Origin of the sequence: Paraburkholderia ferrariae NBRC 106233 (assembly GCF_000685035.1) — a bacterium.
GTDB lineage: Bacteria > Pseudomonadota > Gammaproteobacteria > Burkholderiales > Burkholderiaceae > Paraburkholderia > Paraburkholderia ferrariae.
In genome coordinates, this window is sequence record NZ_BAYB01000027.1 from 1 (window position 1) to 20,658 (window position 20,658).

A 20,658-nucleotide genomic window follows, 5' to 3' on the forward strand; every position below is an offset into this window, starting at 1 on the left:
AGCAGCGCCTCGCCGCCTTTCTGCTCGATCTGGCCGCCCGTTTCAAGGCGCGCGGCTACTCCGGCACGCAGTTCAACCTGAAGATGAGCCGCGAGGAGATTGGGTGCTTTCTCGGCATGAAGCTTGAGACGGTAAGCCGCATGTTCTCGCGCTTTCACCGCGAGGGCCTGGTGGAGCCGAGCGGCAAGCAGATCCGCATCGTCGATGCGGCGGGTCTCGAGTGCGTGTGAAGCGCAGGTGAACACTGCGGGCCCGCTTGTTCGGGGCACGTGTGCCCCCGATGCAATGATCGATGCCCCTGCCGGCGCCATGCCGTGTCTCTGGCCGGTCGATTCAGAATAAGGTTCGGCTGGGGCGACCCGCTGACGCATATCAACTCAATGCATGCCCTCAGCGCCGCGTGACCTGACCATGGCGAGGTCTGCGGCACGAACAGCAACGGCAAGGCCGTGCGTTGCGCCACGTCGGCGTCGATCGGAAACACGAGCACGGGACAATCCACGGCGCCGGCGAACGTCGCCGGGTCCGAAAGCGCACCGATCACCGGCTCGGCCAGCGAGGCGCACGCGGCTTGTGCGAGTGCCTCGGCCGGCCCTGTTGCCGCGGTTGAGAAACCGGCGGAAGCCCCTGCCAGCGTTTCCGCATGATGGCGGCGGCCAGTCCGATATCCGGCCGGCGCGCTGCATTTACATCGGCGTGAAGTACGTGGGATAACCGAGATGATCCTCGATCCCCTTCACGCCGGCTACGCGTTCGGCACACACCCGTATCGCCTTGCGCTCTTCCTCCGAATTCACCAGCCCCCACAGATGCACCACGCCGTCCTTCACGACGACGTTTTCCATCGACATCGCCCAGCGGTGGCCGTCGAGTTCGTGCAGCACGCTGTTGCGTATCGCTTCGTCGGCGGCGCTCACTTCCGGGGCGGTCTGAACCGCGCGCGCCAGAGCGCTCACCAGATTCGAGCGGCTCACGATACCGAGCAGCTTCCCGTCGATCGTCACCGGAACGCGCTTGATGTGATGGCGCTCCAGCACGTCCGCGGCTTCGGCAAGCGACGCAGTGGGCAGCACGCACACGACATTCTCCGTCATGATGTCGCCGACCTTCGACGCATGCTCCTTCAGGTATTGCGCCGCGAGCTTCCGGTTCGAATGCACGAATTCGCCGAACCACGAGCGTTGCGGCTTGCCGGTGCCCGTCTCCACGCGATGCAGCAGATCGCTTTCGCTCAGGAGTCCGATGATATTTCCGTCTTCGTCGAGAACCGGCAGTCCGCTGATGTGGTGCTTGACCATCAGGGCCGCGGCGTCGAAAACGGTTGTGGTGGGCAGTACGGTGACGACTTCGGTCGTCATGATGTCCGAGACTTGCATGAGTTTCCTCCGGATAGGGACCAACACCTGAACGTTCCTCAATGTAAGCTTCGCAGAGCGCCTGGCATTGATGCTGGTCAATCAAGAGGGGCGAAGCGAAAGGAGCAGGGAGGGCTGCCCCCATCCGTCCCTGCTTTCGCTGCGGAGTCGGCCCGCGGCAGGCTGAAAACCCGCGAACCGCAGGCGGGGCCGGGTCGCGCAGCGTGGTCGCAACGCCACGGTCACAACACGTTACACCTGTAAACGCCGGCGAAACCCAACGCCGGAATTCGTCCACTAAACTTCGATCATCTTGTTGGAAAACAGTACGGCGCCACCCGCGTTGCAGTGCGAGTGGCTTCTACATCACGCGCTGGCTGGACACAATTCGATGATCCGAACTCTTCTCGTCTTCTCCCTGATTAGCGGCCTGTGCGGTTGTGTCGTCGCACCGCCCTATGGGTATGCGCCCGCGCCGGGCTACTACTATGGCTATGCTCCGGGCTACTACGCGGCACCGCCGGTCAGCGTCGGTATCGGCGGCGTCATTCGCGTGCATTGATCGCGCTTGATTGCGCTTGATCGCACCTGGGGGCGGTTTTCAGTTTCGCCGACCGCCCGCCATGTAGACGCCGCGCATGCCGCAGAGAAGCGGGTCTACAGAACGCTGTCCAAAGCCTTGGAGAATCGGGCCACTGCGCCTTCGACGTCATGCAGCTTGTCGAGGCCGAACAGTCCGATGCGGAAGGTCTTGAAATCGTCAGGCTCGTCGCATTGCAGCGGCACGCCCGGCGCAATCTGCACGCCGGCATCGGCGAACTTCTTGCCGGAACGTATACCGTCGTCGTCCGAGTAGCTGACCACAACGCCCGGCGCCTGGAACCCTTCGGCTGCCACGCTCCTGAAACCCTTGCTGGCCAGCAGCGAGCGAATGCGTTTGCCGAGTTCGAGTTGCTCGTCCCGCACCTTCTCGAAGCCGTATGCCCCGGTTTCCTTGATCACGTCGCGCAGCGTCGCGAGAGCGTCCGTGGGCATCGTCGCGTGGTAGGCGAACCCGCCGCTCTCGTACGCCTCCATGATCTGCAGCCATTTGCGAAGATCGCACGCGAAGCTCGTGCTGGTGGGGGCGTCGATTCTTTCGCGGGCAAGCGGGCTGAGCATGACCAGCCCACAGCAAGGCGACGCGCTCCACCCCTTCTGCGGCGCGCTGATCAGGATATCGACGCCGGTCGCCTCCATGTCCACCCAGATCGTCCCGGAGGCGATGCAATCGAGCACGAACATGCCGCCAACGGCGTGTACGGCGTCGGCGACCGCGCGCAAATACGCATCGGGCAGCATCATGCCGGATGCCGTTTCGACATGCGGCGCGAAGACGAGATCCGGCTTGTTGTCCTTGATCGCGGCGACCACCTCGTCGACCGGAGCCGGGGCATAGGCAGCCTGCCTGCCCTGTTCGACCGGGCGCGCCTTCAGCACGATCGATTCGGACGGAATGCTGCCCATGTCGAAAATCTGCGACCAGCGGAAACTGAACCAGCCGTTGCGGATGACCAGACACTTCTTGTTAGTCGCGAACTGCCGGGCCACGGCTTCCATGCCGAACGTCCCGCTGCCCGGGACGATCGCAACCGACCTCGCGTTGTAGACTTTTTTCAGGGCGCTGGAAATGTCGCGCATGACGCCCTGAAAGCGTTGCGACATGTGATTGATCGAGCGGTCGGTGTAGACCACTGAATATTCGAGGAGTCCCTCGGGGTCGACATCGGGAAGTAGACCTGGCACGCTCGCCTCCAGTAAGAGATGAATAGTGTGAGCCGTATTGGCGATTTGATGCCGCAGCAACAAAGCAAACAGGCTTCTTTGTCTCGACGAAGACTGATTCTAACGAAAGCGGGCGCAAACCTGGTGCCCCGATGCGCTGTTTGAGCACGCTGCAGGCTCGCGACGATTGTGCGACGCAGCACAACGGGTGAAGCTTTCCCGATCGATCATTGCCGCGCGGGCGGCTGCGGATTGTTGGCGGGGTTCGTATCGAACCGGCTCACGCTTTCGATGCCCAGCTTGCCGGCGAGGGCCGAGAGCCGTGCATGGAGCCAGTCGGCGGCTTCCTGGTCGTAGACCTGTTCGCCACGCACGTACACCGTAAACGACTTCAGGTACTTCGCTTTTTTCTCGGGGTCGCCAATCGTGTCTTTCGTCCATTGATAGAGCGGATAGAGCGGATATGGGTCCTGCCCCACCCGCCCGGCCTCTTCGACATAGTCGGCGAACGCATCGAACTGACACTTCAACGCGGCGTTGCGCTCGCGCAGGACCGCCTCCAGCAAATCGCGCCCCTCATAGTCCCCACCCGAGCGCAACGCATCGGCCAGTTCGGGCGCGACGGCGATGCGAATCTGGAATTGCACTATTTCTGCCATCGATGCCTCGTTGCGGTAGCGGACAGCATAGCGTCCCGGGTGGGCATCGCGCCGCCGATGCGCAGCGTTCTGCCGCGCGGCGGTGCCTGGTGCTGCGCGAGCATCAGGTCCAGGTTTTGAACCGCGGCGCCGGATGCGCCCTTGCCCAGATTATCGAAAACCGCGGACAGCAGAACATGCCCGTGTTCCCGATTGGAAAATACGCCCAGGTGCATGTCGTTCGTACCGTTCAGCACTTGCGGATCCAGTTGCTTCAAGGCGCCCGATTCTTCCAGCGGCAAGACGCGGACGTGCGCGGCCCCGGCATAGTGGCGGGCGAGGCACGCGTGCAAGGTCGCACCGTCCACGCCGGCCGGCAGCAGCCGCAACGCCAGCGGAACGGTCAGCACGATACCCTGGCGGAACGCGCCGTATGCCGGGACAAAGATGGGACGCTGCGCGAGCCCCGCATGCTGCTGGATCTCCGGCGTGTGCTTGTGCGCGAGTTCCAGGCCATAGACCTGGTAGGCGGGCGCACTGGCGGCGCCCTGCCCCTCATGTTCCTCCACGCCGGCACGGCCGCGGCCCGAGTAGCCCGATACGGCGTGAACGCTCACCGGATAGCGCTCGGGGATGAGCCCGGCCTGCACGAGGGGGCGCAGCAGGCCAATCGCACCGGTCGGATAGCAGCCGGGATTGGTGACCCGGCGCGCGTTCGCAATGCGCTCGCTCTGGCCCGGCGTCATTTCCGGAAAGCCGTAGGTCCAGTCCGGTTGGGTGCGGTGGGCCGAACTGGCGTCGATCACGCGCACGGCAGGATTGACGATGGCGCTCACGGCCTCGCGCGCGGCGGCATCGGGCAAGCAGAGGATGGCGATGTCGCAGGCGTTGATCGCTTCGGCGCGACGCCGCGGGTCTTTGCGTTCCGCGGCGGCCAGCGTGAAGAGCCGGAGGTCGGTCCGGTCGCGCAGCCGTTCGTGGATTTGCAGTCCGGTGGTGCCCTGATCGCCGTCGATGAAGACAAGGGGGGAGTTCATAGGGGAATACTCCGCTGAATATGGGTGGGAACAGAGAGAGCGAGCCCCTATGTTCCATGGACAGCTAGAATAGGGAAAGTTGAATTTCATAACGTTAATATTCAGATTTTCTGAATCGGGAAGCCGACATGCGAGAGATCAGCCTGGACCGCCTGCGCACCCTGGTCGCCATTGCCGAGCGGGGCTCGTTTGCCGAGGCGGCGCGCGCGCTGCACCTGGCGCCGCCAACGGTCAGCCTCCATATTGCCGAACTCGAAGAGCGCATCGGGGCGCCGCTGCTGTCGCGCAAGCGTGGGCAGGTCAGGCCGTCGGCGATAGGCGAGGTGCTGGTGGAGCGCGCCCGCCGTTTGCTGGCCGACGCGCAGCGGGCGCTGGACGACATCGAGCGCCAGGTGCAGGGGCTCGAAGGGCGCGTGCGGATCGGCGCGTCGACGGGCGCGATCGCGCATCTGCTGCCGCAGGCGCTCGAGGTACTGCGCCGGGACCATGCCGCCATCGACATCCAGGTGGCCGTGCTCACCTCGCAGGAAACGCTCTCCCGCCTGGCGGACGGAACGCTGGATGTCGGGCTGGTCGCGCTGCCCCAGCCCCCGGTGGCGGGGCTCGTCATCAAGCCATGGCGGCGCGACCCGGTGATGGCTTTCGTGCCGGCGCATTGGCGGTGTCCGGCGCGCGTCACGCCCGAATGGCTGGCCGCCCGGCCGCTCATTCTCAATGATGCGAGCACACGTCTCTCTCGCCTGACTACGGAGTGGTTCGCGGCCGCGGGACACCATCCCGCGCCGCGCATCGAGCTCAATTACAACGACGCGATCAAGAGTCTGGTCGCGGCCGGTTACGGCGCGGCGCTGCTGCCCCACGAGGCCGCAACGCCCTCACCCGATACGCGCATCGTCATGCGTCCGCTGCGCCCGGCGTTGTGGCGCCGGCTCGGCATTGCCCATCGCGCGGGGTACGTCGAGCGCGCCACGCAACATGTGCTGGACGTGTTGTGGGGGTTGCGACTGGCATAGGCAATCTGCCTGCCCGGGCCGCGGCCGGAATCGCGCCAGGAAACCGGATCGGCGCTCCGGGTCAAAAAGCACTCGCGAAGCCAGAGGGAGCGGATCTCATGAGCCACACCTTGCCCGAAGATCTCGATACCTTCGCGCACGAAGTGATGTAGGAATGCCAGATTCCCGGCTTCGCGCGGGCGGTCGCGCGCGACGGCGGGACGATTGCGTCAAAGCCTATGGATTGGGATTGCGCGACGTGAGGGGGCTAAAGCGTTGCGTGCCCTGCCCGCAGAACGCGACGCGACTTACCGCGCCACGGGATCGTGGCAACACACGCAGATCTTGTTTCCTTCCGGATCGCGGAAGTAGGCCCCGTAATAGTCCGGGTGGTAGTGCGGCCGCAAGCCGGGCGGCCCTTCGCAGGTGCCTGCGTTCGCGAGCGCGCGAGCGTAGGCGTTGTCCACTGAACGGCGATCCGGCGCCAGCAACGCCACCATGTGCCCGTTTCCGCGTTCAGCCAGATTGCCGTCATAGGGTTTTCCGACAAGAAACAAAGGGCGCGGCACGCCCTCGGCCATCCAGCCTGCCCAGGACGTATCCGGCTCATGAAACTTGAGCGTGTGCCCCAACTCGCTCATGACGGCCGAATAGAAGTTGAAGGCACGGTCAAAGTCATTAACCCCCACGAAAACGTGCGAAATCATTTCGATCGGTTCCGGTTCGAGCCGCGATGTCTTCGCACGTTACCACGAGAGATTCCGCCCGCGCGGACGCAACGGCACGCATCAGGGCTTCACGAACCTGAGCGTCATGCGATCCGATTCGCCGATCGCCGCATAGCGTGCACGGTCGGCGTCGCCGTCCGCGTAGGTGGGCGGCAGCGACCAGACGCCATGCGGATAGTTTTTCGTGTCGCGAGGATTCGCGTTGATTTCGCTGCGCCCCGCAAGGACGAAGCCCGCCGCCCGGGCATGCTCGATCACGAAGGCTTCGGTCACATAGCCCGTATCGATCATTTGCTGCAAGGACGTCCCCGGCGCGGCGCGATGTTCTTCCACGCCGAGTTCGCCGCCAGGCTTCAGCGCCCGATAGAACGCGCGGAAGTTCGCATCGAGCTGGCCGTCCTTGATCCAGTTGTGGATATTGCGGAACGTGAGCACGCGGTCGAAGCGCTCGTTGGCCTCGAAACCCGAGAACATGCCTGCCTGCAACGTGCCGACCACGACGTTGCCGTAAATGGCCGGTGTGGCGGCGAGCTTGCGGCGGTACGCCGCGTCGGTCGCGCGCTCTTCGGCATCGGGGGCACCCGTTGTGCCGGCTATAGGCCCGAGATACTGGGCTTCGTAGAGATGGCCGGCGTCGTGCAGCCAGGGCGCAAGAATGTCCGTGTACCAGCCGCCGCCGGGCGCGATCTCCAGGACGGTCTGCGTGGGCGTCAGACCGAAGAATTGCAAGGTTTGCTCCGGATGGCGATAGACGTCGCGCGCCCTCGCCTGCTCGCTGCGCTGCGGACCGCCGATCGCGGCATCGAACGAGGTTGCGTTCGAGGTTGCGTCCGCAAGCGACGCCGGCGGCACCTGTGAGGCCGGCTGCGTTGGCGCAGTGCAGCCGGCAATCCCGCCTGCAACCGTTAGTGCGATCAACGCCGCGGCAATAGAAAAGGCACCTTGCAGCGCGGGGTGGGCGCGCGAGCGGCGGCGGTTGATCGGGTTCATGGGCAGCGCTTCTCCGGTTCTTGTGTCATCGCGCACCGACTGATCGTACCGATCAAGCCGCCGTGGCTGCGGCCACGTCGTCGCGTGTGTCGGGCACAGTATGGCGCAATAGCGGAAAAGCGCATTCCGGAAACGATCCCGATGCGGCGGCTGGGCACGCCCACGGAAGCGGCGGCAGCCATCTGCTTCCTGCTATCCGCCGAAGCCGGCTTTATTACCGGACAGGTTCTGTCCGTCGATGGCGGCGGCAGCCTGGGCGGCCGCTAGCCTCGCTCGCCTGCTTGTGTCCGCTTGTGTCCGTTTCACCCGCCTGCCACGCTCAGCGACGCCGGCGCTCCCTCGCCGTTTCCGCGGCGGGAACGTCGTCGCCCTCGTCCAGCGGGGCACCGGCCGAGCGATGCTTGTCGGATTGCACGGCGGCCTGCTCCGGCTCGTCCGGCCCGCTCTCGGCGTCGATCTGCGCTTCGGCGCGCCCCCAGTATTCGTCCGCACGGCCCTCGGGCGAGCCGTCGTCTTGCCAGAGGCGGTACGCGCGCTCCCTGATCCGTTCTTCCCTGCTCTGATCCATGTCAATCTCCTTATGTGCCGGGCAAATGCCGATCCTCGCGGCGGAGTCGCACGGCGCGTACCCGGGCGAACGGTCCGGCGTCATTTCGCTTGATAAGAGAGCAACTGGTGTCTATTATTAGAGAGCAATTGATATCTATTATGACACCCTCACCGGAACGCCCCCGCCATGAGACGCAAACTCGCCCTGCTCGCCTTGAGCCTCGTATGCCTGCTGCCCCGCCTTGCCCTCGCGCAGATCATGCTGGTCGGCATCGACACCAAGCTGACATTCGACGACCGCGGCCAGCGCGTCTATAACGCCCCCGGCGAGGATCTCGTCCAGTTCTACGATCTCGGGAATCCGGCGCATCCCGAACTGATCGGCGCGCTGCCGCTCACCAATTCGGTGGTGGGGCCGCCGAGCAATCTCGCCGTGACGCCCGATCAGCGGCTCGCGCTGATCGCCAATTCGCTCGACTGGCAGCAACAGGCAAACGGCACCTGGAAGCCCGTGCCCGACGATCGCCTGTTCGTGGTGGACGTGCGGGCGAGGCCGCCGCGCCTCGTCGCCACGGTCAAGGTCGGCAGCCAGCCGTCCGGCCTTGCCATCGATCGCACCGGCACGATGGCCATCGTCGCCAATCGCGACGGCAAGTCGCTCTCGGTGCTCTCGATTCACGGCGACGCGGTCGCGGTAACGGACACCGTGCCGATGGGCGACACCGTCACCTCGGTCGCCATCGCACCCGATGGAAAATCGGCGCTTGCCGTGAAGACGGCGAAGCACAGCGTAGCGTTGTTGTCGATCGACAATGGCCGCGTGACGCCGACGGGCTATGAAATGCCCGTGGGCCTGTGGCCCTGGCAGGTCACGATCACGCCCGATGGCCGCTTCGGGCTGGTTGGGGATACCGGCAATCAGGCGACGTCGAGCGGCAATGCCAGCCCCGTTGCCGTGATCGATCTGTCGTTGCAGCCGCCCCGCGTCGTGGATTTCGTCACCGCCGGCGATTCGATCGAGGGGCTGGTGGCCAGCCCGCGTGGAAACGCAGCGCTCGCCACGATCCTGAACGGCAGCTACGACGCGGCAACGGATGCCTGGTATCGCCACAAGACGGGACTGGCCGTGCTCATCGGCATCGAAGACGGCAAGGTGCGCCGGACCAGCACGGTGGACGTGGGCGCCTTCCCCGAGGGCGCGGCCTTCTCCCCGGACGGGCGCTATGCCTATACGGGCAACTACGCGAGCAACACGCTCTCGGTGCTGCGGGTCGAAGCGGATGGCAAGCTTGTGGACACGCATGCCGATATTGCGCTGCCGGGGCCGCCGGCGTCGATGCGAGTCGGTTCGCAATAGTCGGTTCGCAATAAGTAACGGGCAGGAAACAAGCGGGCAACGAACAATCTGCGGCGGACCAGACGCTTACCGCCCCGCGCCCACCCCGCTCTCGAACTCGTCGAGCGCCCCTTCGTGCGCATGCAGCACGCGCCGCACCTCGGGCAACGCACGGCGCACCAGCGTGCGCGCCGAAGCGGGCAAGTCGGCACAGGCCGCCTCGATATCGCCGCTGCGATGTTCGCCCAGCATCGCCAGCAGCACGCAGGCCTGCTGCACGTCCTTTTGCGACTTGAGCAGCATGTTCGTGCGCAGGCGCGAGACCAGGATCTTGTGAATCGCGAAGCGCGCAGGATCGGGCACGCGTACGGGTACGGCGCCGTGGCGCGAAAGCAGCGTGCCCATCTGCGACTGGCCGAGCAGATACGCGAGATAGGGGAGCCCCGTGGCGTGCGCGCCGAGTTCGGGCACGGCCACGGTGGGAAACGAGTTGTCGTCCGAAGGCACGAGCAGATCGACGTGAAAGCGCGTCTTGCCCGCCTGCTTGAACGAGGTCGATGGCTCGCGCTTGTTGAACGGCGGCACGGGCACGAAGTCGATTCCCGTCTCTTTCAGGATCTCGAGCAGGCCGCCCGAGGGCACGTTTTGCAGTGCTAACTGGCGCCCGCGCGCGATATCGACATCGTCGGTCTGGTAGGCGATTGCCTTGATGCCAAGGCTGTTGAGCAGCACGGCGTAAGCATGCGAGCCGACCAGCACGGCCCCGGCCTGGAAAAGGCCATGGTTGTAGAGAACGCCCATGGTGGCGTAGGTCTTGTTGTCGGCGACCTGGAAGCCCAGCTTCGCGAGCTCGCGAATGCGGCCGACCAGATCCTTGCTCTCGTCGATGCGCGCCTGCATGCTCTCCACGCGCGCGTCCACTTCGGGGTCGCCCTGGGGGCCGCCCAGGTTCTCCTGCTGCCGCTTGCCTTCCGCGTCCATGAACTGGCGCGCGTAGTAGATCGCATTGCCGCGCCTGTGCTCGATGATCGTGCCCGGCGCCCCCACCAGCACCCGATCCTGGGCGGCCGCGGCCTGCTCGATGTTCGAGAACTGGACGCAGTACGCCTGCTCGTGCTGCTGATAGAGAGGAAAACCTTCCATGATCCGGCCGCTTTCAGTAATTTTCTGAATTTTACTGAAAAACGGCCGCTTTGGGTTATGCCGGAGTTATAGCAGCGCCCCGCCTGCGGAAATTTCAGTAATTTATATAAAATTACTGAAATTCGCCGTGCGCAACGGCGCGCGCTCTAGTGGCCGCCCGCCTGCAGCGGCTCCGCTTCCCCCTGCATCGCGTGCACCCTCCCGCGATACCAGAAGAAGTAAGCGAGCGACAGCACGACGAGAAACGGCACACCGCACAGCAACGTCATGCGGAACTCGCGCGTGAAGTACGTAGTGACGAGCGTGGCGAGCATCAGCCCGGCGCCGAGCAGCGAGGTGACCGGATAGCCCCACATGCGGAACGCGAGCATCTGGCCGCGATGATGGCGGCGGAAGAACAGATGCGTCACGAAGATCATCAGCCACGTGAACATCGCGCCGAACATCGACACCGACATCATGAGCACGAACGAGGTATCCGGATACACGACATTGAGCGCCGTGGCGAGCGCGATGCCGATGGCCGAAAGCAGCAGCGCCGAAACCGGCACGCCATGTGCGCTGAGCTTGCCGAGGCGTTTGGGCGCATAGCCCGCGCGCGAAAGGCTGAACATCATGCGCGTGGTGATGTAGAGCTGGCTGTTCATGGCCGAAAGCGCCGCCACCAGAATCACGAAGTTGATCACACCCGCTGCGCCCGGAATGTGCGTGGCCGCCATCACCTTCACGAAGGGGCTTTCGTCGGTGCCGGCCGCGGTCCAGGGGACGATGGCGAGCATCAGCGCGAGCGTGAGCAGGTAGAAGAACACGAGCCGGATCATGGTCGCGCGGAAGGCACGCGTGATGGCCTTGTGCGGTTCGCGCGCCTCGCCGGCCGCCACGGCGATCATTTCGATGCTCAGATAGCTGAAGATCGAGACGATCACGGCCACCCACATGCCCCACACGCCTTTCGGAAAGAAGCCGCCGTGCGCGGTGTAGTTCGCGAAGCCGATGCCGGACTGCGCCGGCGCGCCGAACACCAGATAGGCGCCCAGCAGGATGAACGCCACGATGGCGACGATCTTCAGCATCGAGAACAGGTACTCCACCGCCCCGAACACTTTCACGCTCACCATGTTGATGCCGACGAGCGCCGCCGAAAAGCCCACGATCCAGTACCAGCCGGGCACCGCCGGGAACCAGTACTTCATGTAGACGGCGATGGCCGTGACCTCGGTGCCCACGGCGAACACGATCGAGGACCAGTAGGCGTAGCGCACCAGAAACCCGGCCCACGGGCTGATGTAGTGCTCCGCATAGGCGCCGAACGAACCCGACGTGGGGTGTGCCACCGTCATCTCGGCGAGGCACCCCATCAGCAGCAGCGCGATCAGCGCCCCGATGGCGTAGCTCACCAGCACGCTCGGGCCGGCAAAGCCGATCGCGAAACCGCTGCCCAGAAAGAGCCCGGTGCCGATCGCGCCGCCTATGGCGATCATCGAGAGCTGGCCCGTGGAAAGCCCGCGCTGCAAGCCCTTCTCGCGCTCGACGATGCTGTCGAAACCTGTTGGTTGTGTCATTGCGTGTCTCCTCTCTCCTCGATGGGGTCGGTGTCAGGTTACCGACTTGCGCGTGCGAAATGCTTCGGTATCCCAGGCGCCGGTCTGGATGATGTCCTTGAGCGCCGCGATCGTATCCCAGATATCGACGTAGCGCACGTAGAGCGGCGCGAAGCCGAAGCGCAGGATGTCCGGCGCGCGGAAGTCGCCGATCACGTTGCGTTCGATCAGCGCCTGCATGATCGCGTAGCCTTCCTTGTGCGCGAGCGAGACCTGGCTGCCGCGCGCCTCGGCATTGCGCGGCGAAGCGAGCGTGCACCCGAGCCCTTCCAGTTCCTGGTCGGCCAGTTCGATGAAGAGGTCGCCCAGCGCCATGCTCTTCGCGCGCAGCACATCCAGATCCACGCCTTCGAACGCTTCGAGCGCGCTTTCCAGCGCGATCACGCCCAGTTGCGGCGCCGTGCCGGTCAGCATGCGGTCGATGCCGGGATGCGGCGCGTAGTCGTGCGTGAAATCGAACGGCTTCGCGTGGCCATGCCAGCCGGTGAGCGGCTGACGCAAGCCGTCCAGGTGGCGCGACGCGACGAACACGTAGGCCGGCGCACCAGGGCCGCCATTGAGGTACTTGTAGCCGCAGCCCACCGCGAAGTCCGCTTCGCAGCCGTTCAGACGCACGGGCATCGCGCCGGCGCTATGGCACAGATCCCAGACGATCAGCGCGCCGGCTTCGTGCGCGCGGCGCGTCACGGCCTCCATGTCGTAGCGCTTGCCCGTCTTGTAGTTCACGTGCGTGAGCGAGACGATCGCCACCGTGTCGTCGATGGCGGCGAGCACCTCGTCCGGATCGACGCAGCGCAATTCGCAGTTCGTCATCTCCGCCACGCTCGACGCCACGTAGACATCGGTCGGGAAGTTGGTGCGCTCGGCCAGTATCGTGCTGCGGCCCGGACGCATGCGCGTAGCCGCCACGAGCACCTTGAACAGGTTCACGGAGGTCGAATCGGCCACGATCACTTCGCCCTGTCCCGCGCCGATCAGCTTCGCAATCTTGTCGCCGGTGCGCTGCGGTGCCGGATACCAGTCGGCGTCGTTCCAGGAGCGGATCAGGCCATGCGCCCATTCCTCTTCGAGCGCCCGCTTCATGCGGGCGGGCACGTTCGCCGGCATCGCGCCGAGCGAGTTGCCGTCGAGATAGAGCGTATCTGCGGGCAGATCGAAGCGTGCGCGGCAGTGGGCAAGCGGGTCGGCCGCGTCGAGCGCAGTGCAATGGTCCCGGGTTTTCATGGGGTCAGTCTTCCGTTGTGTAGTACGAATAAAATCGGCAACCAGAGGGTGCAACCAAAGTGCAACTACAGGCTGCAAATTCAGGCCGTGGATCAAGGCCGCGAATTCAGGCGGCGCGCGCGCTGGCGAGGTCCGGCAGATCGAAAAAGCGCTGGGCGTTGCCGCCGAGAATCTTCGCCTTCGCAGCGGCCGAAAGCTCCGCATGGTTCGCCACGAGGTCGCCGATCTTCTGCTCCCCCAGCGGGAACGGATAGTCGGAGCCCAGCATCACGCGGTCCTCGCCCATGGTGTCGACCAGCAGTTTCAATGCGCGCGGATCGAACACGGCGCTGTCCACGTAGAAGCGGTCGAGATACGAAACCGGCGGATTCGGGCAGTCCTCGCGCACGATGTCGCGCTGCTCCCACGCGTTCTGCACGCGCCCGAGCAGGAAGGCGAAGCTGCCGCCGCCGTGCGCGAAGCACAGCTTGAGCGACTTCGGAACGCGCTCGAACGCGCCCGAGAGGATCAGCGAAACCATGGAGAGCTGCGTTTCGGCCGGCATCGCCACGAGCCAGGGCAGCATCCACTTCTTCATGCGGCCGTCGGTCATCATGTCCCACGGATGCACGAGCACGGGAATGCCATCGTTCGCGCAGTGCGCGAGGAAGGTCACGAGGTGTTCGTCGTCGAGATCGCGCGGGCCGAGGTGGTTGCCGATCTGCACGCCGCGATGTCCCGCGCGGTGCGCGCGCGTCGCCTCGCGGCACGCGAGTTCCACGTCCTGCAAGGGCACCTGCGCAAGCGCCATGAGACGCCCGTGCGACGCGGCGCACAGTTCCAGCGCGCGGTCGTTCATGCGCATCGCCCATTCGTGCGCGCCCGCCGCATCGTAGCGATAGCCGAACATCACGGGGGTCGCGCACATGAGCTGCACGTCCACGCCCAGCGCGTCCAGTTCCTCCAGCCTTGCCACGGGGTCCCACAGCGCGCGGTACACTGGGCGGAAGGCCCGCTCGCCGGTCATGATCATGCCGCGCTGGCCGTCCGCGTCGATACGCAGCCACGGCGCGTGCTGCGCGTCGAGGGTTGCCGCCTCTTCCCGCCCGATGGGCGGAAAGAAGTGCGAGTGCATGTCGATTCGAAGTGTCATTGTCAGTTGGTCGGTGTGAAACGCCGGGCGCCGCTCAGGCGGCTTTGCCCGGATGAACGTGGCCGCACTGCGGGCAGCGGCGCTTCTCGCCGGAGGCGTAGAACGCGTCGAACAGCGGCGGCAGGTCCTTGACGATGCTCTTTAGCTGCACCTCCACGCGACGCACGAGGTGGCCGCAGGCATCGCAATACCATTCGAAGCCGTCCACCACGCCCTGCGGCCGCTGCCGTTCGATCACGAGGCAGGCGCTGTCCGCTTCGGGCCGCTGCGGCGAGTGGCGCACGTGCGGCGGCAGCAGGAATACGTCGCCCTCGCGCAGATCGAGGCGCTCCTTGCTGCCGTCGATCCACAGGTTCAGATACGCGTTGCCGCGCAGCTGGTAGAAGAATTCCTCGTAAGGATCGTCGTGGTAGTCGGTGCGATGATTCGGACCCCCAACTACCGTCACGATGATGTCGCTGTCCTGCCAGACCTGCTGGTTGCCCACAGGCGGCTTGAGCAGATGCGCATGCTCGTCGATCCAGCGCTGAAAGTTGAATGGCTTGCCGTAATGCAACATGTCTCTCGTCCCTCCCTGCACGGACTGGATTTTTGGGGTTATGGCTTCGGCGCGTAGGCCACGGCCTTCATTTCGATCAGCAGATGCGGATGCGGCAACTGATGCACGGCCACGGTCGTGCGCGACGGACCGGTTTCGTCGAAGTACTCGCCATAGACTTCGTTGTAGCCGCGAAAGTCGTTCATGTTCACGAGGAACGACGAGATTTCGACGAGATTCGACAGATCCGCGCCCACGCTGCGCAGAATGTCGCGGATGTTCTCGATCACGACGCGCGTCTGCTCGCGGATGTCGAGCGTCACGGCGCCCAGTTCGTCGGCCGAGGCGCCTGCGATGGTGTTGTCGGGGCGACGCGAGCTCGTGCCGGAGACGAACAGAAAGTCGCCGGCGCGCGTGACGTGCGGAAAGCGCCCGCGCGGCCTCGCCTTGCCGGCAACCACATGCGCTTCTTGAGTCGTTGAATGGTTCATGAGAGTCGGTAAGTAGTGAATTCGGTGCTGCCGATCCCGTTGACGGCACAGTGAACGTGCGCGTCGGGCGGCAGGGCAACGGCGGCCGTCGCGGCGCCGGCCATGATGAGCGAGCCCGCGGGCAGCACAAGACCGCTTTGCGAAACGAGCCGCGAGGCCTGTACGACGGAGCGCAGCGGATCGCCGAGAATGGCCGCGGTGGACCCTGTCTGCACGACGCGTCCGTTCAGTCGCATCACGACGCCCGCGTTGCCGAGGCCTTCGAAGCGCCGCGTCCACGAGCCGACCGTAAGGCCCGCCGACGAACAGTTGTCGGCCACCACGTCTTCCAGCGAGAAGCGGAAATTCTGGTAGCGCGAGTCGATGATCTCGAGCGCCGGTGCCGCGGCTTCGAGGTACTGCGAGGCTTCGAGCAGCGTGAGCGGCCGGTCGATGTCGCGGCGCGTGAGAAAGCACACCTCGGGTTCCACGCGCGGGTGAATGAAACGGTCGAGCGCCACGCGCGCGCCATCCTCTTCGAGCATGGTGTCCGTAAGCCAGCCCCAGATCAGGCTGTCCACGCCCATCTGGATCATCTTCGCGCGGCTCGTGAAGCCGAGCTTCACGCCCACCGTGCTTTCGCCGCGATGAATGCGCCGCTCGATCGAGGCGCGCTGCACCACGTAGGCTTCGTCGAGCGAAAAGGCCAGATCGGGCGCCAACTGCGGGATGGGCGCCGCGCGGCGCGCGGCGTCGTCGAGCTGCGCGGCAATGGCGTCGAGGTCGTTCATGCGGCCTCCTGAGCCGTGCCCGCGGCGCGGCGCGCATTGACGAGATCGAGCGCCACGTCGACGATCATGTCTTCCTGGCCGCCCACCATGCGGCGCCGCCCCAGTTCGACCATGATGTCGAAGGCCGACAGGCCATACTTCGCGGCAGCGGCTTCCGTATGGCGCAGGAAGCTCGAATACACGCCCGCATAGCCGAGCGCGAGCGTTTCGCGGTCCACGCGCACGGGCCGCTCCTGCAGCGGGCGCACGATGTCTTCGGCGGCATCGATCAGCTTTTTCACGTCGCAGCCGTGATCGAGCTTCATGCGGTCCACGGCGGCCACGAACACTTCGAGCGGCGCATTGCCGGCGCCCGCGCCCATGCCGGTCAGCGAAGCGTCGATGCGGTCGCACCCATGCTCCAGCGCGACGATCGAATTGGCCACGCCCAGCGAGAGATTGTGGTGCGCGTGCATGCCCGTTTCGGTGGCGGGGTCGAGCACGGCTTTCATCGCGTCGAAGCGTGCGGCCACGTCGCGCATGTTCAGTGCGCCGCCCGAATCCACCACGTACACGCACTGCGCGCCGTAGCCCTCCATCAGCTTCGCCTGTGCGGCCAGCGCCTCGGGCGAGGTCATGTGCGACATCATCAGGAATCCTACGGTATCCATGCCGAGATGGCGTGCATACTCGATGTGCTGCTTCGCGATATCGGCTTCGGTGCAGTGCGTGGCAATGCGCACGGTGCGCGCGCCGGCGTCGTAGGCCGCGCGCAGGTCGTGCACGGTGCCGATGCCGGGCAACAGCAGCGTGGCCACGCGTGCGCGCTTCACCACGCCCGCCACGGCTTCGATCCACTCCAGGTCCGTATGCGCGCCGAAGCCGTAATTGAAGCTCGAACCCGAAAGGCCGTCGCCGTGCGCCACTTCGATGCTGTCCACCCCCGCTTCGTCGAGCGCGCGGGCAATCGCCACGGCGTGATCGAGCGAATATTGATGGCGGATCGCGTGCATGCCGTCACGCAACGTCACGTCGGAGAGATAGATCTTCTTTGTCTTCTTTGTATTGGCGGTCATCGTCGTTCCCCTTCTCCGCTAGGCAGCCACGCGGCTCGCCGCGATCTGTTCCGCGGCGGCCAGCGCCGCCGAAGTCATGATGTCCAGATTCCCCGCATACGCCGGCAGGTAGTGCGCCGCGCCTTCCACTTCGAGGAACACGCTCACCTTCAGCCCCGCGCGGCGTTCGTTCGCGTGCAGCGCGAGCGGGTTCTCTGCCGTATAGCGGTCGAACTGCACGGCCTGCTTGAGGCGGTAGCCGGGCACATAGCTCGCCACGGCCGCGACCATGGCGCGCACCGAGCGCTCGATGGCTTCGGTGTCCGCGTTTTCGTCGGTGAGGCAATAGACGGTGTCGCGCATCATCAGCGGCGGCTCGGCCGGATTGAGCACGATGATCGCCTTGCCGCGCGCAGCACCGCCCACGGTTTCGATCGCGCGCGAGGTCGTTTCGGTGAACTCGTCGATATTGGCGCGCGTGCCGGGGCCGGCCGAGCGGCTCGAAATCGAAGCGACGATCTCCGCATAGCGCACCGGCGCGATGCGCGACACCGCATGCACGATGGGGATCGTGGCCTGGCCGCCGCAGGTCACCATGTTGATGTTCGGGGCGTCCAGGTGCTCGAACAGGTTCACCACGGGTACGACGAACGGTCCGATGGCCGCGGGCGTGAGGTCGATCACCTGCACGCCGTGGCGGCGCAGCACTTCGGCGTGGCGCGCGTGGGCACCGGCCGAAGTCGCGTCGAACGCAATGCCGATGTCGCCGAACTGCGGCATCGCCACAAGCCCCTCGATGCCGGCGGCCGTGGTCGGCACACCGAGGCGCGCGGCACGCGCGAGGCCGTCCGAGGCCGCATCGATGCCGACCATCGCGCCCATGCGCAGATGCCGCGCGTTGCGCATCACCTTGATCATCAGGTCGGTGCCGATGTTGCCGGAGCCGATGATGGCAACGGCCAGTTGCCCGCCTGGGTTCGTGTTGTCGTTCATGACGCGGATTCCGTTGAAGAGGAGGGAGCGGCCGAAAAGACAGCGCGCACGCTGCCGAGGCCTTCGATGCGCGCCGTGAACACGTCGCCGGCCGCCACGGCCACCATCGGGCCCAGCGCGCCGGTCAGCACGATGTCGCCGGCCGCGAGCGGCGCGCCCACGCGCACCATCGTGTCCGCAAGCCATAGCGCGGCATGAAGCGGATTGCCGAGGCAGGCAGCGCCCGCGCCCACGCTTACCGGGTCGCCGCCGCGCTCCATCACCATGCCGCACGCGACGACGTCGAACGCGTCGAGCTTCACGGGCCGGTTGCCGAGCACGAAGAGCCCGCTCGATGCGTTGTCGGCCACGGTGTCCGTCAAGCGGATGTCCCAGTTCGCAATGCGGCTGCCCACGATCTCGATGGCGGGCAGCGCATAGGCGGTGGCGCGCAGCAGATCGGCCAGCGTGTGCTTCTCGTGCGGAAGGTTGCGTTCCAGCACGAGCGCGATTTCCGCTTCGACCTTCGGCTGCTGGGTGCGCGCGAGTGCGATTTCTTCGCCGTCCGCGATCGCCATGTCGTCGAAGAGCATGCCGAAGTCGGGCTGGTCCACGCCTAGCTGGGTCTGCACTGCCTGCGAAGTGAGGCCGATCTTGCGGCCCACGAGCCGCCGCCCCGCCGCGAGACGGTGTTCGGTATTGATGCGCTGCACCGCGTAGGCGGCGTCGAGCGCGTCGCCGCCCAGTTCCGCGATGGCGCCGCGCACCGGCGCGCACGGCACGCCGCGCGCCTGCGCTTCGCGCAGCCGGCGTGCGATTTCAGCCGCCGCGTTCAGATCGATTACGCTCATGCCACCCTCACGCAGATGTTGGTGAGTTCGGAATAGAAGTCGAGCGAGTGGCGCCCGCCTTCGCGACCGATGCCCGAGAGCTTCGAGCCGCCGAACGGCGTGCGCAGATCGCGCACGAACCACGCGTTGAGCCACACGATGCCGGTTTCGATACGCTTCGCCACGCGATGACCGCGCGCGAGATGCGTCGTCCAGACGCTTGCCGCGAGGCCGTAGGCGCTGTCGTTCACGCGGCGGATTACTTCTTCCTCGCTGTCGAACGGGGCGATGTGGCAGACCGGCCCGAAGATTTCCTCCGTCACGCAGCGCGCGGTGTCGGGCAAGCCGGTCCAGATGGTGGGCTGCACGAAAGCGCCTTCGTCGCGCGCATCGCCAAAGGCCGGCACGCCGCCGCCCGTGACCACCGTCGCGCCCTCTTCGACCGCAAGCCGGAAATACGAGAGCACTTTCTCGCGATGGCCGCGCGAAATGAGCGGCCCCATCGTGGTGGCCGGATCGTCGGGGGCGCCCACGCAAATCGCCTCGGTACGCGTTTTCAGCGCGGCCACGAAGCGCTCGAAGATGGGCCGTTCCACATACACGCGCTCGCTGCACAGGCACACCTGGCCCGCGTTCGTGAAGCTCGACTTCAGCACGCCCTCCACGGCCGCGTCGAAGTCCGCATCGGCGAACACCACGGCCGCGTTCTTGCCGCCCAGTTCGAACGAGATGTCTTTCACGCCATCGGCCACGGTCTTCATGATCGTGCTGCCCGTGCGCGATTCGCCGGTGAAGGTGATGGCGGAAATCCCGGGATGGCGCGTGAGAAATTCACCCGCCGCGTTCGGCCCGTGGCCGTGGATCAGGTTGAACACGCCGCGCGGCAGCCCCGCTTCGTGCATGACTTCGGCGAGCAGCGTGGCGCTGCCCGGCGTCTCCTCCGAAGGCTTGGCGACGACGCAGTTGCCCATCGCCAGCGCAGGCGCCACTTTCCACGTGAACAGCAGCAGCGGCAGATTCCATGGCGAAATGATGCCCACGACGCCGAGCGGCTTGCGCGTCACGTAGTTCATGTACTCCGCGCCATCGGCCGCACAGGTTTCGAAGCACTCGCTGTGCGCGGTGCGGATCAGGTCGGCGAAGGTGCGGAAGTTCGCGATGCCGCGCGCCACGTCGAGCGTGCGGGCCTGGGCCAGCGGGCGGCCGGTGTCGGCCACTTCGGCGGCCACGAATTCATCGAAACGCGCCTCGATGCCGTCGGCAATGCGCGTGAGCCAGGCGGCGCGCCGGGCCGGCGTCGTCTCGCCCCAGCCGGCGCGCTGCGCGGCGGCGGCGGCCCGCACCGCGCGGTCGACGGCCTGCGCGTCGGCTTCGCAGACGCGGGCGACGAGCGTGCCGTCAACGGGGCTCAGGTCGTCGAAGGTCGTGGCGCTCGCCACGAATTCGCCGTCGATATAGTTCTGGAGTAGCCGCGGCGCACGCGCGGCGCCGGACGCTTCTTGAATCACAACGCCTCCTGCTCGATTGATGTGTG

22 protein-coding genes and 1 pseudogene are annotated in these 20,658 nt (G+C 65.7%); 5 read left to right on the forward strand and 18 right to left on the reverse strand.

Annotated features, from left to right (window positions below):
* The coding region (locus BFE01S_RS40140) for a helix-turn-helix domain-containing protein (protein ID WP_042337477.1) at window positions 1-230 on the forward strand (230 nt) is incomplete at its 5' end.
* 456 nt (window positions 231-686) lie between these two features.
* Here the strand turns inward: BFE01S_RS40140 and BFE01S_RS25370 are convergent.
* The gene (locus BFE01S_RS25370; RefSeq protein ID WP_028227918.1) at window positions 687-1,376 is read right to left on the reverse strand and encodes a CBS domain-containing protein; all 690 of its coding nucleotides are present in this window, start codon (window positions 1,374-1,376) and stop codon (window positions 687-689) included.
* 370 nt (window positions 1,377-1,746) lie between these two features.
* On the opposite strand from BFE01S_RS25370, the gene BFE01S_RS45120 reads away from it, so the two are divergent.
* Entirely contained in the window at window positions 1,747-1,917 is a 171-nt protein-coding gene (locus BFE01S_RS45120) for a hypothetical protein (RefSeq protein WP_169742665.1), read from the forward strand.
* 95 nt (window positions 1,918-2,012) lie between these two features.
* Here BFE01S_RS45120 and BFE01S_RS25375 read toward each other — a convergent pair whose 3' ends face one another.
* The 3 genes from BFE01S_RS25375 to argC all read right to left on the reverse strand — a co-directional run bounded on the left by BFE01S_RS25375 (window position 2,013) and on the right by argC (window position 4,794).
* Window positions 2,013-3,140, reverse strand: coding sequence for an aminotransferase class V-fold PLP-dependent enzyme (locus tag BFE01S_RS25375; protein ID WP_028227919.1), 1,128 nt, complete (start codon window positions 3,138-3,140; stop codon window positions 2,013-2,015).
* A 206-nt stretch (window positions 3,141-3,346) separates the two neighbouring features.
* On the reverse strand, window positions 3,347-3,778 hold the full coding sequence (locus tag BFE01S_RS25380; protein ID WP_028227920.1) for a hypothetical protein: 432 nt from the start codon (window positions 3,776-3,778) through the stop codon (window positions 3,347-3,349).
* A complete protein-coding gene (gene argC / locus BFE01S_RS40145; protein WP_084170146.1) occupies window positions 3,766-4,794 on the reverse strand; it encodes an N-acetyl-gamma-glutamyl-phosphate reductase in 1,029 nt (342 codons plus the stop codon). Before argC ends, BFE01S_RS25380 begins: the two co-directional genes overlap by 13 nt.
* A 128-nt stretch (window positions 4,795-4,922) precedes the next feature.
* Here argC and BFE01S_RS25390 point away from each other — a divergent pair, with 128 nt between their 5' ends.
* Window positions 4,923-5,807: a LysR family transcriptional regulator gene (locus BFE01S_RS25390; RefSeq protein WP_028227921.1), complete on the forward strand. Its 885-nt coding sequence runs from the start codon at window positions 4,923-4,925 to the stop codon at window positions 5,805-5,807.
* A gap of 287 nt (window positions 5,808-6,094) precedes the next feature.
* On the opposite strand, the gene BFE01S_RS25395 is transcribed toward BFE01S_RS25390, so the two are convergent.
* Window positions 6,095-6,493, reverse strand: coding sequence for a VOC family protein (locus tag BFE01S_RS25395; RefSeq protein ID WP_028227922.1), 399 nt, complete (start codon window positions 6,491-6,493; stop codon window positions 6,095-6,097).
* 81 nt (window positions 6,494-6,574) lie between these two features.
* Window positions 6,575-7,504, reverse strand: coding sequence for a class I SAM-dependent methyltransferase (locus tag BFE01S_RS25400; protein WP_028227923.1), 930 nt, complete (start codon window positions 7,502-7,504; stop codon window positions 6,575-6,577).
* A gap of 102 nt (window positions 7,505-7,606) precedes the next feature.
* On the opposite strand from BFE01S_RS25400, the pseudogene BFE01S_RS43360 reads away from it, so the two are divergent.
* A pseudogene (locus BFE01S_RS43360) lies at window positions 7,607-7,771 on the forward strand (SDR family oxidoreductase); the annotation flags it as partial.
* A 52-nt stretch (window positions 7,772-7,823) separates the two neighbouring features.
* Here the strand turns inward: BFE01S_RS43360 and BFE01S_RS25410 are convergent.
* Window positions 7,824-8,072: a DUF2934 domain-containing protein gene (locus BFE01S_RS25410; protein WP_028227924.1), complete on the reverse strand. Its 249-nt coding sequence runs from the start codon at window positions 8,070-8,072 to the stop codon at window positions 7,824-7,826.
* Between the two features lie 168 nt (window positions 8,073-8,240).
* On the opposite strand from BFE01S_RS25410, the gene BFE01S_RS25415 reads away from it, so the two are divergent.
* Entirely contained in the window at window positions 8,241-9,410 is a 1,170-nt protein-coding gene (locus BFE01S_RS25415; RefSeq protein WP_042338538.1) for a lactonase family protein, read from the forward strand.
* A gap of 66 nt (window positions 9,411-9,476) precedes the next feature.
* On the opposite strand, the gene BFE01S_RS25420 is transcribed toward BFE01S_RS25415, so the two are convergent.
* The 11 genes from BFE01S_RS25420 to BFE01S_RS25470 all read right to left on the reverse strand — a co-directional run bounded on the left by BFE01S_RS25420 (window position 9,477) and on the right by BFE01S_RS25470 (window position 20,632).
* A complete protein-coding gene (locus BFE01S_RS25420; protein ID WP_028227926.1) occupies window positions 9,477-10,532 on the reverse strand; it encodes a GSU2403 family nucleotidyltransferase fold protein in 1,056 nt (351 codons plus the stop codon).
* 146 nt (window positions 10,533-10,678) lie between these two features.
* A complete protein-coding gene (locus tag BFE01S_RS25425; protein WP_028227927.1) occupies window positions 10,679-12,094 on the reverse strand; it encodes an amino acid permease in 1,416 nt (471 codons plus the stop codon).
* Between the two features lie 33 nt (window positions 12,095-12,127).
* A complete protein-coding gene (gene kynU, locus BFE01S_RS25430) occupies window positions 12,128-13,357 on the reverse strand; it encodes a kynureninase (protein ID WP_028227928.1) in 1,230 nt (409 codons plus the stop codon).
* A 106-nt stretch (window positions 13,358-13,463) separates the two neighbouring features.
* Window positions 13,464-14,489 carry an amidohydrolase family protein gene (locus tag BFE01S_RS25435; RefSeq protein WP_028227929.1) on the reverse strand — a complete coding sequence of 342 codons (1,026 nt, stop codon included), beginning with the start codon at window positions 14,487-14,489 and terminating at the stop codon, window positions 13,464-13,466.
* Window positions 14,490-14,523: 34 nt separating this feature from the next.
* A complete protein-coding gene (locus tag BFE01S_RS25440) occupies window positions 14,524-15,048 on the reverse strand; it encodes a 3-hydroxyanthranilate 3,4-dioxygenase (RefSeq protein ID WP_028227930.1) in 525 nt (174 codons plus the stop codon).
* Window positions 15,049-15,086: 38 nt separating this feature from the next.
* The gene (locus BFE01S_RS25445; RefSeq protein ID WP_028227931.1) at window positions 15,087-15,518 is read right to left on the reverse strand and encodes a RidA family protein; all 432 of its coding nucleotides are present in this window, start codon (window positions 15,516-15,518) and stop codon (window positions 15,087-15,089) included.
* A complete protein-coding gene (locus tag BFE01S_RS25450) occupies window positions 15,515-16,288 on the reverse strand; it encodes a 2-keto-4-pentenoate hydratase (RefSeq protein ID WP_028227932.1) in 774 nt (257 codons plus the stop codon). Before BFE01S_RS25450 ends, BFE01S_RS25445 begins: the two co-directional genes overlap by 4 nt.
* Window positions 16,285-17,343 (reverse strand): 4-hydroxy-2-oxovalerate aldolase, encoded by a 1,059-nt coding sequence (gene dmpG / locus BFE01S_RS25455; protein WP_028227933.1) that lies wholly within the window; start codon window positions 17,341-17,343, stop codon window positions 16,285-16,287. The genes BFE01S_RS25450 and dmpG overlap by 4 nt, the downstream gene beginning before the upstream one ends.
* A gap of 18 nt (window positions 17,344-17,361) precedes the next feature.
* A complete protein-coding gene (locus BFE01S_RS25460; RefSeq protein WP_028227934.1) occupies window positions 17,362-18,315 on the reverse strand; it encodes an acetaldehyde dehydrogenase (acetylating) in 954 nt (317 codons plus the stop codon).
* Window positions 18,312-19,145, reverse strand: a complete 834-nt coding sequence (locus BFE01S_RS25465; protein ID WP_042338541.1) for a fumarylacetoacetate hydrolase family protein — start codon at window positions 19,143-19,145, stop codon at window positions 18,312-18,314. Before BFE01S_RS25465 ends, BFE01S_RS25460 begins: the two co-directional genes overlap by 4 nt.
* Window positions 19,142-20,632, reverse strand: a complete 1,491-nt coding sequence (locus BFE01S_RS25470; RefSeq protein ID WP_028227936.1) for a 2-hydroxymuconic semialdehyde dehydrogenase — start codon at window positions 20,630-20,632, stop codon at window positions 19,142-19,144. The genes BFE01S_RS25465 and BFE01S_RS25470 overlap by 4 nt, the downstream gene beginning before the upstream one ends.
* Window positions 20,633-20,658 lie beyond the last annotated feature (26 nt).